Genomic DNA, 16,343 nt, shown 5'->3' with positions numbered 1-16,343 from the left:
CCAGCGAAGGGGGTATGCCTGACACACCGCATCGCCTGGTTCGCCAGCAAGCCGGCTCCTACAGGGTTTTGCGTGGACCTTGTAGGAGCTGGCTTGCCAGGGAAGGGGGCATGCCTGACACACCGCATCGCCTGGTTCGCCAGCAAGCCGGCTCCTACAGGGTTTTGCGCAGACCTTGTGGGAGCTGGCTTGCCAGCGAAGGGGGCATGCCTGACACACCGCATCGCCTGGTTCGCCAGCAAGCCGGCTCCTACAGGGTTTTGCGTGGACCTTGTAGGAGCTGGCTTGCCAGGGAAGGGGGCATGCCTGACACACCGCATCGCCTGGTTCGCCAGCAAGCCGGCTCCTACAGGGTTTTGCGTGGACCTTGTAGGAGCTGGCTTGCCAGGGAAGGGGGCATGCCTGACACACCGCATCGCCTGGTTCGCCAGCAAGCCGGCTCCTACAGGGTTTTGCGCAGACCTTGTAGGAGCTGGCTTGCCAGCGAATCGTGAGATCAACGCAGATCTTTCAGGTACGCCCGCCACCCGCCCAGATGACTGATATCCACCGCCCCCTCCAACCCATACGCCTCGCAGATAAACCCGCTCTCCCAGCGCCCATCCGCCAGTTGCACCTTGCCCAACCCCAGCGGTGCCGGAATCCCGGTCAGAAACGAGCCCAGCTCACTGCTCGGCAGTTCCCAGACCTCCACGGCGATGGCGACACCACCTGCCTTCACCCGAACCATCCCCGGCCGCAGCGGTGGGCCGCCGGCCAATGCATACAGCTGGTAGTCAGGTGAGCTGAACGTCGTCTCGATCAACCGGGCTCCACGGCGTTTCAGTTGCCAGTTCAACGCCAACCCATCCAGATGCGCACCGCACACCACCAACCGTGCACGATCATTGCGCGCGACAGTCGTCGGAGCAGAGGTTGCCAATCCTTGCCGACGTTGCAACGCATCCGCCACCCCCAACAAATACTGATCGGTGAATGCCCGGCCAAACAGCGTCACGCCCCATGGCAGGCCGTTGCGCATGAAGCCGGTGGGCACGGCGACGGCGGCGTAATCGAGCAGGTTCATGAAGTTGGTGTAGTAGCCCAGTTCCGAGTTGCGCACCACCGGTTCGGCTGCCAGTTCCGCCAGTGTCACCGGTCGGCCGATGGTTGGCGTGAGCACGCAATCGAGTCCGTCCAGCGCCTGGTCGCACAGCGCTTTCAAGGCTTGCAGGCGATACTGGGCACGGAAGGTTTGCACGCCGCTCACCGCCGGCGCCTTGGCCAGCACCGCGCGAATCACCGGCAGCACGGCTTCGGGATTTTGCGCCAGCAACTCGCCGGCGACGCTGTAGCGCTCGGCCACCCACGGCCCTTCGTAGAGCAGGCGCGCCGCTTCCAGGAACGGCGACAAATCCAGCGCCACCGCCTCACCGCCCAACGCGGTGAGTTGATCGACGGCATCGGCGAATAACAACGGACCTTCAGGGCAACCGAAGAACTCCAGGTCTTGGGTGCGCGGCACGCCGAAACGGAACGGGCGCGGCGTACCGAACGCCGAGCCGTCATTCCACAGCGGATTGCTACGACTGTACTCATCCCGAGGATCGAGTCGCGCAGTGAGCGCCAGCAGTTGGCTGGCTTCCCGGGCAGTGGCGGTGAAGGTCGTGACGCAATCGAGCGTGCGGCAGGCCGGCACCACGCCCGCCGTGGAGATCAACCCTTTGCTCGCTTTCAACCCGACCAGATTATTCAAGGCCGCCGGCACCCGCCCGGAACCTGCCGTGTCCGTGCCCAGCGAAAAGCTCGCGACACCCAACGCCACCGCCAGCGAAGAACCGGCACTGGAACCGCCCGAGGGATAATCCGGCAACACACTGTTCGGGCACGCGCCATAGGGTGAGCGACTGCCGTTGAGGCCAGTGGCGAACTGATCGAGGTTGGTCTTGCCCAACGGAATAGCGCCCAGGGCGAGCAGCTGCTCGACGATGGTCGCCGAACGCTGCGGCACGTAGGCAAACGCCGGGCACGCCGCCGTGGTCGCAATGCCCGCCAGGTCGATGTTGTCCTTGATCGCGAATGGCACGCCGTACAGCGGCAGACTGTCCGGGTCACGACCGTCGAGGGCGGCGAGGTAGGGTTCCAGTTCCTCGACGCTGAGCAAGTGGATGAACAGGTGATAGTCCGGGTTCAACGCTGCGGCTTTATCGCGCAGGCTCGACAGCAATTGCCGAGGCGTGGTGCTGCGATCGCGGTAGGCGCTGCGCAGGGCGTCGAGTTGCAGATTGATGTTCATGGCGTTTAATCCTTGTTGAAATGGGTTCACTCGAGTTCCAGCACCACGACGCGCTGGCCGGCGCGCACGGGCGACCCCGGCTGTACGCGAATTTCCCGGACGACGCCGGCCATGGGCGCGAGCAAGGGGATTTCCATCTTCATCGATTCCAGAATCACCAGCACATCACCGGCGGCGACCCGGCTGCCGGCCTCCACCTGGACCTGCCAGAGGTTGCCGGCGATGTGGCTGTCGACGCTCTGTTGACCAGGGGCCAGTGGCGCGTCTTCGGTGGCATCCGGGGCCGGTTCTTCGCTGTCGAAATGTGCCTGGCCGCTGGCGATCCAGCGCTCGCGTTCGGCGTTGAACGCGCCTTGTTGCTGATCGCGAAACGCGGCAATGGTCTCGGCTTCTTTGCTCAGGAACGCCTGGTAGTCCGCCAGGTTCAGCTGGCTGTGCTCGATGTTCAGATCGAAACGCCCCAAGGGGAAATCCCGGCGAATGCGCAGCAGCTCATCGGCGCTCACCGGATAGAACCGGATCTGGTCGAAGAAGCGCAGCAGCCATGGTTTGCCATCGAACGCTGCGACCTCTCGGTAGCGATTCCACATCTGCAAGGTACGACCGACGAACTGATACCCGCCGGGGCCTTCCATGCCGTACACGCACATGTAGGCGCCACCGATGCCCACCGAGTTTTCCGCGGTCCAGGTGCGGGCCGGGTTGTACTTGGTGGTGACCAGCCGATGCCGTGGATCGAGCGGGGTGGCGACAGGTGCGCCGAGGTAGACGTCGCCCAGGCCCATCACCAGGTAGCTGGCGTCGAACACCGTGCGCTGCACCTCGTCGAGATTCGGCAGGTCGTTGATGCGGCGGATGAACTCCAGATTGCTCGGGCACCAGGGCGCGTCCTTGCGCACGGTGGTCATGTATTTCTCGATCGCCAACTGACAGGCAGGGTCGTCCCAGGACAGTGGCAGGTGAACGATGCGCGAGGGCACTTGCAGGTCCCTGGCGGCGCACACGGCGTCCCATTCGCCGGCGACGATGCCGAGCAGATCGGCCAGTGGCAGTTGTTCGGGTTGGTAGTGCACTTGCAGTGAGCGGATGCCTGGGGTCAGGTCGATCACGCCGTGCAGGTGCTGGCTTTCCAGGGCTTGCATCAGGGCGTGAGCGCGGAAGCGCAGGACGAGGTCCAGCTCAGGGGCGCCGATTTCCAGCAGCAGGTGAGTGTCGCCGGACAGCCTCGCGACAAGCCGCGTATCCCCCTGACCCAAATCCAATACCACAGGCGACACAACCCCCTGTAGGAGCTGGCTTGCCAGCGAAGGGGCCCTGACAGACACCGCGTCAATTTCTTCGCTGGCAAGCCAGCTCTTACAGGGGGTATTCCATTTCAAGGCGAGGTTGCGGGCGGTCTTCAGGTCGACGGGGAGGAACTGAACTTTATCGCCTGCCTTGAGCTGCCCCAATTGCCAAAGATCGGCCTCGATCACCGTCACCGGGCACACAAACCCGCCCAGGCTCGGGCCGTCCGGGCCAAGGATCACCGGCATGTCCCCGGTGAAATCCACCGCGCCGATGGCATACGGATTGTCATGGATGTTCGACGGATGCAATCCCGCCTCGCCACCGTCGGCGCGCACCCATTCCGGCTTCGGCCCGATCAATCGCACGCCGGTACGGCTGGAGTTGAAATGCACTTCCCACTGGGTGGCGAAGAAGGTGGCGATGTAGTTTTCGCTGAAGTATTCCGGCGCGCCATGGGGGCCGTAGATCACCCGGATTTGTCGCACGGCGGGTAGCGCGGTGCCGTAGTCCAGTTGTTGGCCGACGCTTCGGTCGATCAATGCAGGTACATGCAGCACATCCCCAGCGCGCAATGCTCGGCCACCATGCCCACCGAATTGTCCCAGGGTGAAGGTGCTTTTGCTGCCCAGGTATTCAGGCACTTGCAGTCCGCCGCGCAGGCACAGGTAGCTGCGAGCGCCAGCACCGGCAATCGTGCCAAGGCTTAAGGTCGCGCCTGCCGGGATCAGCAGCGCCGTGTTCATCGCGACGGTTTCACCGTCCAACGTCAGTGGAATCACCGCTCCGGTCACCGCTATCACCGCCTCGCAATTGAAGCGCAGCATCGGGCCGCTCATGGTGATTTCCAGCGCTGCCGCCCCTTCGTCGTTGCCCAGCAACAGGTTGCCCAGGCGCAACGCGCGGCTGTCCATCGGCCCCGACGGCGGTACCCCCACCGCCCAGTAGCCGAGGCGGCCGGGATAGTCCTGGACGCTGGTCTGGGTGCCAGCGCTGAGCACTTCGAAGGTGTTGGCCCGATAGACCAGGCCTTCCAGGCAACGGGTCCACGCCTGGCCGCTGGCGAAGGGTGCATCGAGCAGGATCTGGCGCAGGTAATCGCGGTTGGTCTCCACCCCGTAGAGCAGGCTGTCGCCCAAGGCCTGGTGCAATTCGGCGCGGGCCTGTTCGCGGCTCGGCGCCCAGCTGATGACCTTGGCGATCATCGGGTCGAAGTAGGGCGGGATCTCGCAACCGGCTTCGACCCAGGTGTCGATCCTTAACTGTTTGCCATCGGCGACAGGAAAATCCACCGCCGTGAGCAGGCCGGGGCTCGGTTGAAAATCCCGGCCCGGATCTTCGGCATACAGCCGTGCCTGAATCGCGTGACCGCAAGCTTTCAACCCTCGGCCCAACTCGCTCAACGGTGGTAGATCACCGGCCGCCAGTTGCACCATCCAGCGCACCAGGTCCACGCCCCACACTTGCTCGGTGACGCCGTGCTCCACCTGCAAGCGGGTGTTCACTTCCAGAAAGTAGAAGTGCTGATCTTCACTGTCGAAAACGAATTCCACAGTCCCGGCGCTGCGGTAGTTCACGGCTTGCGCCAGTTTGATCGCCGCCGCGCAAAGCGCTTCGGCCATGCCGTCGGGCAGGTTCGGCGCCGGGGTTTCTTCGAGGACTTTCTGGTTGCGCCGCTGCACCGAGCAGTCGCGCACACCCAGGGCGATCACTTCACCGTGGCCGTCGCCGAACACCTGGACTTCCAGATGCCGCGCCCGCTGGATGTAGTTCTCGATGAACACCCCGGCGTCGCTGAAATTGTTCTGGCCGAGGCGTTTGACCGCTTCAAAGGATTCACTCAGTTGCGCCGCGTTGCGGCATACGCGCATGCCGATACCGCCACCCCCGGCGGTGCTTTTGAGCATCACCGGGTAGCCGACCTGTTCCCCTGCGATCAAGGCGGCGTCGAGGCTGTCGAGCAGCTCGGTGCCTTCGAGCAGGGGCACCCCGTGTTGCCTGGCCAAGGCGCGGGCGGTGTGCTTGAGGCCGAACACTCGTAGTTGTTGCGGCGTCGGACCGATGAAGGCGATACCGGCGGCTTCGCAGGCTTCGGCGAACGCGGCGTTTTCCGAGAGAAAACCGTAGCCGGGATGAATCGCCGTGGCGCCGGTGGACTTGGCGATGGCGAGCAGCTTGTCGACCATCAGATAGGTGCCGGCCGCGGCACCGTCACCCAGGCTGTGGGCTTCATCGGCCTGCAGGATGTGCAGGCTGGCGGCATCGGCTTCGGAGTAGACGGCAACGCCCTGGACCTGCAATTGGCGCAAGGTGCGCAGGATACGGCAGGCAATGGCGCCACGGTTGGCAATCAGGACTTTTTCGAACATGGCAAAACCCCCGGAGGCGATAGCGCATCAGCCTCGACCTGGGTTGCGGGCCGTCCCGCAGTTTTTCGATGGGCGCCGGGGTCGTCCCCGGCGGCAGAATCACTGAACGTGAAACCACTGCTGACCCCTGTGGGAGCGGGCTTGCTCGCGAAAGCGGAGAGTCAGTCGACATCAATGTTGAATGTGCTGGCCCCTTCGCGAGCAAGCCCGCTCCCACATGAGGGCTGTGGTGTTCTTACTGTTTGAGGCATTGGCTTGAACGGGCCTGACACAGGGCAAACAACCACCGCCGCAACCGCGCCAATTTCAGTTCCATACCAGCACCTCCGCCGGCGTAGGGTTGTAGGCGTTGCACGGGTTGTTCAGTTGCGGACAGTTGGAAATCAGGACGATCACGTCCATCTCCGCCCGCAGGTCGACGTATTTACCCGGTGCCGAGATCCCGTCTGCAAAGGTCAAACCACCCTCCGCCGTGACCGGCACGTTCATGAAGAAGTTGATGTTCGGTCCGATGTCGCCCTTGCCCAGTCGTCCGTCGTGGACGCAGGCGCGCAGGTAGTTGTCGCGACAGCTGTGCATGTAGCGTTTCTCCAGCGCGTAACGCACGGTGTTGCTCTCCTGGGCGCAGGCACCGCCGAGCGTGTCGTGCCGGCCACACGTGTCGGCGACAATGGTCAGCATCGGTTGGCCGAGGTTGGAATAGAGCACGCTGCCGGTGCCCAGGTAGACGCTGTTCTGCCGGCGCAAGGTGCGTTGCACGTCGTAGCGTTCCTTGGGGTTGGCGACACTGTAGAACAGGGTGTCGATCGCCTGGTTGCCTTCCAGGTCGAGGATGCGCAAGGTCTGGCCGGCCTTGACCTCCAGCAGCCAGGGTTCGCCGGCGGGGATGGTGGCGCGGTAGACCGCGGTGTCTGGCTGCCTGTTTGCGGCAGTGTCATCAGAAGCGGCAGCGGTAGCGATGGCGAGTGACATGGCAGCGATCCTCAGGCGAACAGGCGGTCGGTGTTGATGAAGCCGCGCTCGTTTTCCGGGCGCGAGGTGCGGCAGTGTTCGGCGACGCTGGCGTCGGCGTTCATCCAGCTGAGCTTCAGGGGTTGGGGCGCGTATTGCGGCGACGGGTCCATCGGGTGTTGCAAAGCGGTCAGCACCACCAGCGTGTCCATCGGCGCATACAACTCGATGTAATCGCCGGCCCTGGAGTTGCCTTCGACGAAGTGGAAACGTCCGGCCTCATCGACGTTCACCCGGCTGAACAGGTTGAGCGTCATCAGCAGATCGGACAGGCCCAGCCCCCATTTGCCCAGCTCCACCAACAGGTTGTCGGTGCCGTTGCGGAAGAAGCCGTTGCGCAGTTCCTGATAGCGGCCCTGACCGTATTTTTGCGCGACCTCTTCAGCGCACAGCACGCCGCCGAGGCTGTCGCTCCAGCCGCAGGTGTCGGCAGTGATGGCAGCCAGCACCCGGCCCATGTCCGAGTACAGGCAATGGCCCGTGGTGAGCTTGGCGGTGTGTTGGCATTTGAGGCTGTCGGGCAGGTTCAGGCGCTCGGTTTTTTCGTTGGCGTTGAGCAGCGTCAGGCTGACGTTGGCGCCACCGCGCAGGTCGGTCAGTCGCAGCAATTGGCCGCGCTTCAATACGAAAGAGCGATGACCGCCGCCGGGGAGCATTTCTTCGGCGAAGGGCGGGAACAGTTGAGTCGAATCGGTCATTGCAAAATTCCTCTAGGCAATACGAAGCGTGCCCGCCAGCTGAGCCGGCAGGGCGTCGACGGCCGCGCGATTGATGCGGCGGTCGCTGTTCAACGGGATGTCGTAGGTGATGCGCGCGCCATAGGCGCCGGGGGCGTGCGGGTCGAGGCGAACCTTGTCGAACACCAGCAGGCGCGTGCCGAGGCTGAAGCCTTCGGACAGGTCGTGGGTGACCATGAACACCGTCAGTTGCGTCTCGCGCCACAGCTCCAGCAGCAGGCCGTGCATGTCCTTGCGGATGCCCGGATCGAGGGCGCCAAACGGCTCGTCAAGTAGCAGCACCCGGGGTTTCATGATCAGTGCCTGGGCGATGGCCAATCGTTGCTGCATGCCGCCGGACAGTTGCGCCGGGTACTTGTCCCGCGAGTGGCCGAGGCCGACCTTGTGCAGCAGTACCGAGGCCTGTTCTCGTGCGTCTTGTTTAGCGCTGCCGAATAACCGCCCCAACCATGGCGAGCGCGGCAGTTCGAGACCGAGGGCAACGTTGTCCAGCACGCTCAGGTGCGGGAACACCGAATAGCGCTGGAAGACCACGCCACGGCTGGCATCCGGCTCGCCGGCCAGGGCCTGGCCATCGAGCAGAATCTCGCCGCGACTGGCGCGTTCCTGGCCAAGCAGCAGGCGCAGGAAGGTGGATTTGCCACAACCGGAAGCGCCGACCAGCGTACAGAACTCGCCCTCGTTGACGTTCAGGTTCAGCCCTTCGAGCACCACCTGATCGGCGTATTGCTGCCAGACATTTTTCACGGTGATGAAGCTCATGCGTGGGCTCCTCCATAACTCATTTAGGGGCACCTTCGTGGCTCATTTAGAGGCACCTTCGTGCCAGGGGAAGGCCCGTCGGGTCAGGCGCTTGAGGCCCCAATCCATCAGCCAGGCGAGCAGGGTGATCCACACCACGTAGGGCAAGATCACGTCCATCGCCAGGTAGCGGCGCACCAGGAAAATCCGGTAGCCAAGGCCGTCGGTAGAGGCGATGGCTTCGGCGGCAATCAGGAACAACCAGGCCGAGCCGAGCATGAGTCGTAGCGAGATCAACAGGCGCGGCAACAACTGCGGCAGCACCACCCGCAGCATCAAGGTCCAGGTCGAAGCCCCGAGCGTCTGGGCCTTGATCAGCAACTCGAGCGGAATCTCCCGGGCGCGCTGTTCCAGATCCCGCGCCAGGCACGGGGTGATGCCGATCACGATCAGCATCACTTTCGACAACTCCCCCAGTCCGAACACGATGAACAGAATCGGCAGGATCGCCAGCGGCGGCACCATCGACAGCACCGTCAGCAACGGCGACAACGGTGCGCCGAACAGCGGCAGGGTCCCGGCGACGATACCCAGGCACAACCCGGCCAACGCGCTGATGCCCAGGCCGATGGCCAGGCGACGCAGGCTGGATGCGGAGTCTTGCCAGAGCAGGTAGTCACCGGTGCGGGTGTCGGCGGTGAACGCCAGGCGTTTCACTGCGTCGGTCATCTGCACCGCGCTGGGCAGCAGCTTGTCGTTGGGGTTGTCCGTCAGCCGCTCGGCCGAGCCCATGAAGTAGGCGAACAGCACCAGGGCGAACGGCAGGATCACCAACAACAGGCGACTCGGACGATCCGGGTGGCGATTGATCAGGCGCATGGCCAGTCCTCCTGTTTACAGCTTGGCGTCGGCAGCCATCTGCACGAAGGTCGGGTCGAAGCGCAGCTTGAGGTTGCCCTTGTCGCCGCTGGTCACGCCATTGGCGAAGGCTATGCCGACGGCGCTGGTGTCCTTGGCGCCTTCACCCAGCAAACCGTGCTGGAACGAGAATTCGGCGACCTTGCGCATGGTTTCCGGCAGTTGCTTGCTGGTGGCAAACACGAGGGCTTCTTTGGGCGTGGCGAACAATCGGGTGGTGTCGAGTTGCGCCTGGAATCCCGCCAGATCCGTGCCCGAGGCTTTGGCCATGTGCTCCAGGGCGGCTTTGCCGGCGGCGTTTTTCGCGTGCATCAACTCGACCACTTCGAACCAGGCGCCGGTGAGTGCTTTGCCCAGGGCCGGGTTGTCTTTGAGGGTGGCGCTGTTGACCACCATCATGTCCATGATTTCGCCGGGGATCTGGCTGGAGTTGAAGACTTCGGTCACCCCGGGCCTGGCCTTGATGTCCGAGAGCATCGGGTTCCAGGTGGTGACGGCGTTGACCTGATCGGTGTTGAAGGCGGCCGAGATGTCGGCGTCGGAGGTGTTGACCACTTTCAGGTCTTTCTCGGTGAGGTCCACCGAATCCAGCGCCCGGGCCAGCAGGTAGTGGGACACCGACAACTCCACCAGATTGACGTCCATGCCCTTGAGGTCGCCGACGTTCTTGCCGTCGCCCTTGAGCACGATGCCGTCGTTGCCATTGGAGAAGTCGCTGACGATCAGCGCGGTGCTGTCGACGCCACCGGCCGCCGGAATGGTCAGTGCGTCCATGTTGGTCATGGTGCAGCCGTCGAACTGGCCAGCGGTGTACTGATTGATCGATTCGACATAATCGTTGAGCTGCACCACCTCGATCTGGATGCCGTACTTTTTCGCCCATTTGTCGACGATGCCCTGGCTGCCTGCGTATTCCCAAGGCATCCAGCCGGCGTAGATGGTCCAGCAGACGCTGAAGTGGTCTTTCTGTGCAGCCTGGGACGAGAGGCTCACACAGGCTGCGAAGGCAGCGGCGAGCAGGGCGGGTAATCGAAGTCGGGACATGGGATGGTTCTCCAGTTGATCAGGGGCGGGCAGGAGTCAACGCGGCACCGCGAACGGTGGCTTGTCTCCCGGGCTTTTGTCCCGCCGTGTAACCTCAACTGGAGGTCGCCAACTCTCGGACCAGCCACTCGCCTAAGCGAGCCGGAACCCTAGTCAGCCATTGCAAATTGTGGTGCCGCGAACCTGTGATGACTCCTGCACGTCTTTGCTAAAGCGAGAGCCGTGCCAAGTCGGTTGGAACGCTCTAGGCCGCAGGAAACAGCTGCAGTCGTTGCAGGAAAGGGTAAAGGCTTGCCTTGTGATGGTGCGTGAGTGCACCGCAATGGAACGGATTGGCCACTTATCTGAAGGTTTTTCTCCTTGCGCACTCGGTCCGGGTATTCAAGTCAAAACAGATGAGTGTTGTCGCGGGTCTTCCCGGAGGCCGTCATGCTCCTTCAGAAAAAGCTCCGTCCGCTGCTGCTGAGTGCGTTGCTGGGGTTTGGCCTGTCTGGCTGTTACTACTACACCGGTGGGGCCACTGTGTATCCGGCGCCCTATTACTACCCCGGTTACCGTTCGCCTTATTACTCACCCGGTTATTACGACCCGCGCGTCTATGGGGGCTATCGCTATTGGTACTTTGGCGGCCATGGCCCACGGTATTACCGGGGCGGATATCACTACTGGCACCGTTGATCGGCAGACGCAGGATGAAAAACCTTTCATCGGCGACTTGTTTCAAGGTGTTTCGCGAACGCACCAGATTTCGAATTCGATGTCTGATCTTTCGACAGTCACCGAATAATTGACTGTCGCCCGCCAGCGTCGCTGGTGTGGCTCACTCGCGGTCCAGGAGGCCGCCATGCTCTGTCGAAAACAGCTCCACCGACTTCTTCTGCTCACCCTGATGGGATTGTCTCTTGGTGCGTGCGTGCCCTATTCCGATGGAGGAGCCAGCTACTACCGGTCCGAGGTCTACACATCCCCTGCGCCGTATTACTCCGGTGGCGGGCCTTATTATTCCAACGGCGGTTATTACACGGCGCCGCGCCGGTATTATTCGCCGCCCGCACGGCACTACCAGCCAACGCCGCGGTATTACCATCAGCCGCGGGTGTATCAACCGGCACCGCGTTATTACCAGTCGGCGCCGCGAGCCGACTACCGGGCTCATCAGAGTCGCAGTTGGGATGGGCACAGCCGTAGCGGTTGGGACGGCCGTAACCGCGGCGGTCGGGACAACGACAATCGTAGCCGTGGCGGGCGCGACAACCGTGGTGGAAGAGGCGACCACGTCGGCCGTGGCGAACACGGTGACCGGGGTGGCCACCGTTAATAGACGTTAAACGCAATCACTGTGGGAGCGAGCAAGCCCGCTCCCACAGTTGTTTGGCGATCCTACAGATCTGCCAAGGGATGCCGACCTTCCCAAGCCTTGTGGAAATGCGCATCCACCACCGCATCAGGCACGTTATTGATGTCCGGCCAATGCCAATGCGGTTTCTGATCCTTGTCGATCAGCCGCGCCCGCACCCCCTCGCTGAACTCCGGATGACGACAGCAGTTGAGGCTCATGGTGTATTCCATCTGAAAGACTTGAGCCAGGGACATGTGGCGGGCGCGGGCGATCTGCTCCCACACCAGATGAGCGGTCACGGGCGAACCTTCACTCATGGTTTTAGCCGCGCGACTGAGCAGCAGGTCGGTGTTGTCGCGCTGCAAGCTGATGGCTTTCCAGGCGCAGGCCACGTCACTGACATCCAGCAGTTCGTCGATCTGTTGGCGACGTGGCAACCATTGGGCTTCGGGCATCTGCGCGACCGCCTCCTGCTGCAAGGCCTTGAGCAGACTGTTGAGCTGCATGGCCGTCTGCTCCTGCCAATTCAACTGCAGCAAGCCTTCGAACAACTCTTCTTGCTGTTCATCGAGCAGGAAACGGTCCGCCAGGTCCAGATCGATCGCATCGCGACCGTTCATCTGGGCGCCGGTCAGGCCGAGAAACAAGCCGAGCTTGCCGGGCAGCCGTGACAGGAACCAACTGGCGCCGACATCCGGGTACAGGCCGATACTGATCTCCGGCATCGCCAGGCGGCTGCTTGGCGTGACTATCCGGATGCTCGCCCCTTGCAGCAGCCCCATGCCGCCGCCCAGCACGTAACCATGCCCCCAGCAGATCAGCGGTTTGGGGTAGGTGTGCAACATGTAGTCCAGGCGATATTCCGCGGCGAAGAAGTGCGCGGCCAAGGGCGGCACTTCACCCGGGTGAGCGCGACAGGCTTCCACCAGGCTGCGGACTTCGCCACCGGCGCAAAAGGCCTTGGTGCCGTTGCCACGCAACACGACACAGACGATTTGCGGCTCCTTGGCCCAGGCCTCCAGTTGATCGCGCAGGGCGCTTATCATTGGCAGGGACAAGGCGTTGAGGGATTTTTCGGCATCCAGGCTGGCAACGCCGATGCGTGCGCCGTCGGTGCCGGTGAGTTCTTCGAAGTGCAGATTCATCGTGACCTCGATCGGGAATTTGAGCGTTCAGTATGATCGCTGTTCAGGAAAGTGCCGGTTCTGCGTCAGATCAATTGACAAGCAGGGTCAGCTTTCCTAGGGTTCGCCCCATTGTTTTAGCCGGATGTAACCATGACTGCTGACGACCGTATCAAACTCGAACCGAGCTGGAAGGAGGCACTGCGTGCGGAATTCGACCAGCCTTACATGGCAGAGTTGCGTAACTTCCTGCAGCAGGAGCGCGCGGCGGGCAAGGAGATCTATCCGCCGGGCCCGATGATTTTCAACGCGCTCAACTCGACGCCGCTGGACAAGGTCAAGGTGGTCATCCTCGGCCAGGATCCGTACCACGGCCCCGGCCAGGCCCACGGCCTGTGTTTCTCGGTGCAACCGGGCGTACCGGCACCGCCATCGCTGGTGAACATCTATAAAGAATTGAAGCGCGACCTGAACATCGATATCCCGAGCCACGGTTACCTGCAAAGCTGGGCCGAGCAGGGCGTGCTGATGCTCAACACCACCATGACGGTGGAGCGCGCCAACGCCAATGCGCACAAGGATAAGGGCTGGCAATTCTTCACCGACCGGATCATTGAAGTGGTCAGCCAGCAGCAGCCGCATCTGGTGTTCATGCTGTGGGGCGCCCATGCCCAGAGCAAACAGAAACTGATCGATGCGACCAAGCACCTGGTGCTGACGTCGGTGCATCCGTCGCCGTTGTCCGCTTACCGTGGTTTTCTGGGCTGCGGGCATTTCAGCCGGACCAACAAGTTTCTGGAGCAGAATGGCGAGACGCCGATCGAGTGGCGGTTGCCGCCGGTTTGATGCGTTGACCGCGCTGGCCCCTTCGCGAGCAAGCCCGCTCCCACAAGGATCACGCGAGCCTCCTGTGGGAGCGGGCTTGCTCGCGAATGAAGCGACTCGGTCCATCAGACAGAATCCGGCTGACGGTCCCAATACTTGAACAACGGCTCCGCCAGAAACAACACAAACAACAACCGCATCACCTGCATCGCCGTCACCAACGGCACCGACAGCTGCAGGGTTTCAGCGGTAAGGCTCATCTCCGCAATCCCGCCGGGCATCATGCCCAGGGTCAGCGAGCGCAGATCCAGATGGGTCAACGCACTCAAGCCCAGGGCTGCCAGCGTAGCGATCAACATGGTCAACACAGTGCCGATCAATGTCCGGCCCATGAACGACGGTGCGCGACGGAAAAACTGCCGATTGAAGTGGCACCCCAAGCCGCTGCCGATCAGCCATTGGCCGATCTGGCTGCCGCCATTGGGCAAGCCGATGTGCAGGTCCCAACCGATGCTCACCGCTGCGCTGACCAGCAACGGCCCGAACAGCCACGGATTGGGTTGACGAAGGCGCTCCCACAGCCACGCCGCCAACGCGCCTGCCGGTAATAGAAAGGCCAGCCACCGCCAGTCGACAGCGCTCGGATGGAACACCGGTGCACCGTCGCCCAGCAAATACTTGAACGCAGCCGGCACGCACAGCACCACCACCAACACCCGCAGGCTTTGCCCCGCCGCCACCCGGCTGAGCACCGCGCCATTACGCGCACCGAGGTTGACCATCTCCCCGGAGCCGCCGGGCATGCTGGAAAAGAACGCCGTGGCGCGGTCCTCGCCGGTGCGCCGCATCAACCAGACCCCGACCACCGCCGACAGGCTGGTGATCAACGCACCGAAGAAGATCAAGCCGAAGTGGCTCAGCACCTGCTCCATCACCAGCGGGGTGAAGTGCAGGCCGATACCGATGCCGATGATCCACTGGCCGACCTTGCGTCCGCCAGGGATTTCCGCCAATTGCCAGGGGGTCAGGCACCGCACCAGGATGATCGCCAGCAACGAGCCGACCATCCACGGCAGCGGCCAGCCGATCTGGCTGGCGAGGTAACCGCCCAGCAGACCGACCAGCGGAGTTCCCCACCAGGCTTTGAACGGAATTCGATCAGACATCGGCGAGGGCGCGCCGGGCGACCGAACGTTTGCGCCAGATCCGCAGCAGCGGCATCAGCAGCATCAACGCGGTCAGTACCCAGACGCCGAAAGTGATCGGGCTCGACCAGAGGATTTCCAGTGCGCCGTTGGAAATCGACAGCGCGCGCCGCAGGTTCTGTTCCATCAGGCCGCCGAGGATGAAGCCCAGCAGTACGGGCGACAACGGGAAGTCCAGCTTGCGCAGGATGTAGCCGAAGATGCCGATGCCGATCATCAGGAACAGGTCGAAGGTGGTGGCATGCACCGCGTAGACGCCAATCCCGGTGATGATGGCGATGACCGGCACCAGCGCCCAGTTCGGCACGGCGAGGATGCGCGTGAAAATGCGGATCATCGGGATGTTGAGGATCACCAGCATGATGTTGGCGACGAACAACGAAGCGATCAGGCCCCAGACAATGTCCGGTTGCTGTTGGAACAGCAGCGGGCCGGGGGTGATGTTGTACAGCGACAGCGCGCCGATCATCACCGCCGTAGTGCCCGAACCCGGAACGCCAAGGGTCAGCATCGGCACCAGTGCACCGCAGGCTGCACCACCGATGGCGGTTTCCGGTGCCGCGAGGCCACGCATATCGCCTTGTCCGAACGTGCCCTTGGCGCCGGCGATACGTTTCTCGGTCATGTAGGCCACCGCACTGGCCAATGTTGCGCCAGCGCCCGGCAACACGCCCATGATGAAACCCAGCAAACCGCAACGGATATTTACCAGGAACACCGCCGAGGCTTCCTTGAAGTTGAACATCATGCGTCCAGTGGCCTTCACCGCTTCCTGGCCGCGATGGGTTTTTTCCAGCAGCAGGAGGATTTCGCTGATGGAGAACAGGCCCAATACCAGCACGACGAACTGAATGCCGTCAGTCAGATGGATGTTGTCCCCGGTGAAACGGTACACGCCGCTGTTGGCATCGATCCCGACGCTCGACAGAAACAGACCGATGAGCGCCGCAATGAAGGTCTTGAGCGGACGGTCACCGGCCATGCCGCCGAGACAGACAATCGCGAACACCATCAGCACGAAATATTCCGCCGGTCCGAAGGCGATCGCCCATTTCGCCAGTAGCGGGGCGAACAGCACCATGCCGCAGGTGGCGATGAACGCACCGATGAACGAACTCCACGCCGACAGCGACAGGGCCACACCGGCCAGGCCTTTGCGGGCCATCGGGTAACCGTCGAGGGTGGTCATCACGGTGGAGGCTTCGCCTGGAATGTTCAGCAGGATCGAGCTGATCCGGCCGCCGTATTCGCAACCCAGGTACACCGCCGCCAGCAGGATCAGCGCCGACTCCGGTGGCAGGCCGAGGGCGAACGCGATCGGAATCAGCAACGCCACGCCGTTGATCGGGCCCAGGCCCGGCAGCAGGCCAACGACGGTGCCGATGAGGGTGCCGCACAGTGCGGTCACCAGGTTGTACGGGCTCAGCGCGACGCCGAAGCCCTGACCCAAATAGCCAAGAGTATCCAT

The 16,343-nt window shown here is 62.8% G+C and carries 13 protein-coding genes and 1 riboswitch; of the genes, 3 read left to right on the top strand and 10 right to left on the bottom strand.

Annotated elements, in window-relative coordinates; all coding sequences use genetic code 11:
- Positions 1-496: 496 nt before the first annotated feature.
- The 7 genes from atzF to ELQ88_RS26860 all read right to left on the bottom strand — a co-directional run bounded on the left by atzF (position 497) and on the right by ELQ88_RS26860 (position 10,382).
- A complete protein-coding gene (gene atzF, locus ELQ88_RS26890) occupies positions 497-2,275 on the bottom strand; it encodes an allophanate hydrolase (protein WP_138968790.1) in 1,779 nt (592 codons plus the stop codon).
- Between the two features lie 26 nt (positions 2,276-2,301).
- Positions 2,302-5,931 (bottom strand): urea carboxylase, encoded by a 3,630-nt coding sequence (uca, locus tag ELQ88_RS26885; RefSeq protein ID WP_138968788.1) that lies wholly within the window; start codon positions 5,929-5,931, stop codon positions 2,302-2,304.
- A gap of 306 nt (positions 5,932-6,237) precedes the next feature.
- Positions 6,238-6,903 carry an urea amidolyase associated protein UAAP2 gene (locus ELQ88_RS26880; protein WP_128870738.1) on the bottom strand — a complete coding sequence of 222 codons (666 nt, stop codon included), beginning with the start codon at positions 6,901-6,903 and terminating at the stop codon, positions 6,238-6,240.
- Between the two features lie 11 nt (positions 6,904-6,914).
- A complete protein-coding gene (locus ELQ88_RS26875; RefSeq protein ID WP_138968787.1) occupies positions 6,915-7,640 on the bottom strand; it encodes an urea amidolyase associated protein UAAP1 in 726 nt (241 codons plus the stop codon).
- A gap of 12 nt (positions 7,641-7,652) precedes the next feature.
- Complete coding sequence (locus ELQ88_RS26870) at positions 7,653-8,441, bottom strand: ABC transporter ATP-binding protein (RefSeq protein WP_128870740.1); 789 nt, start codon at positions 8,439-8,441, stop codon at positions 7,653-7,655.
- A gap of 42 nt (positions 8,442-8,483) precedes the next feature.
- Positions 8,484-9,299: an ABC transporter permease gene (locus ELQ88_RS26865; RefSeq protein WP_138968786.1), complete on the bottom strand. Its 816-nt coding sequence runs from the start codon at positions 9,297-9,299 to the stop codon at positions 8,484-8,486.
- Between the two features lie 15 nt (positions 9,300-9,314).
- Positions 9,315-10,382 carry a putative urea ABC transporter substrate-binding protein gene (locus tag ELQ88_RS26860; protein WP_138968784.1) on the bottom strand — a complete coding sequence of 356 codons (1,068 nt, stop codon included), beginning with the start codon at positions 10,380-10,382 and terminating at the stop codon, positions 9,315-9,317.
- Between the two features lie 63 nt (positions 10,383-10,445).
- A riboswitch (guanidine-I (ykkC/yxkD leader) is annotated at positions 10,446-10,546 on the bottom strand.
- Between the two features lie 265 nt (positions 10,547-10,811).
- Here ELQ88_RS26860 and ELQ88_RS26850 point away from each other — a divergent pair.
- Entirely contained in the window at positions 10,812-11,060 is a 249-nt protein-coding gene (locus ELQ88_RS26850; protein ID WP_138968782.1) for a hypothetical protein, read from the top strand.
- 166 nt (positions 11,061-11,226) lie between these two features.
- On the top strand, positions 11,227-11,700 hold the full coding sequence (locus ELQ88_RS26845) for a hypothetical protein (RefSeq protein WP_138968780.1): 474 nt from the start codon (positions 11,227-11,229) through the stop codon (positions 11,698-11,700).
- Between the two features lie 62 nt (positions 11,701-11,762).
- On the opposite strand, the gene ELQ88_RS26840 is transcribed toward ELQ88_RS26845, so the two are convergent.
- Positions 11,763-12,866: an enoyl-CoA hydratase/isomerase family protein gene (locus tag ELQ88_RS26840; RefSeq protein WP_138968778.1), complete on the bottom strand. Its 1,104-nt coding sequence runs from the start codon at positions 12,864-12,866 to the stop codon at positions 11,763-11,765.
- Positions 12,867-12,998: 132 nt separating this feature from the next.
- Between ELQ88_RS26840 and ung the strand changes: the two genes are divergently transcribed.
- Positions 12,999-13,691, top strand: coding sequence for a uracil-DNA glycosylase (ung, locus tag ELQ88_RS26835; RefSeq protein WP_128869756.1), 693 nt, complete (start codon positions 12,999-13,001; stop codon positions 13,689-13,691).
- A gap of 104 nt (positions 13,692-13,795) precedes the next feature.
- On the opposite strand, the gene ELQ88_RS26830 is transcribed toward ung, so the two are convergent.
- Positions 13,796-14,836, bottom strand: a complete 1,041-nt coding sequence (locus tag ELQ88_RS26830; protein ID WP_128869758.1) for an AbrB family transcriptional regulator — start codon at positions 14,834-14,836, stop codon at positions 13,796-13,798.
- Complete coding sequence (locus ELQ88_RS26825; protein ID WP_128869759.1) at positions 14,829-16,343, bottom strand: tripartite tricarboxylate transporter permease; 1,515 nt, start codon at positions 16,341-16,343, stop codon at positions 14,829-14,831. The genes ELQ88_RS26830 and ELQ88_RS26825 overlap by 8 nt, the downstream gene beginning before the upstream one ends.

The organism is Pseudomonas sp. MPC6 (genome assembly GCF_006094435.1).
Taxonomy (GTDB): domain Bacteria; phylum Pseudomonadota; class Gammaproteobacteria; order Pseudomonadales; family Pseudomonadaceae; genus Aquipseudomonas.
The sequence above is the reverse complement of the archived record's forward strand: the minus strand, read 5'-3'. Positions and strand labels throughout refer to the sequence as shown.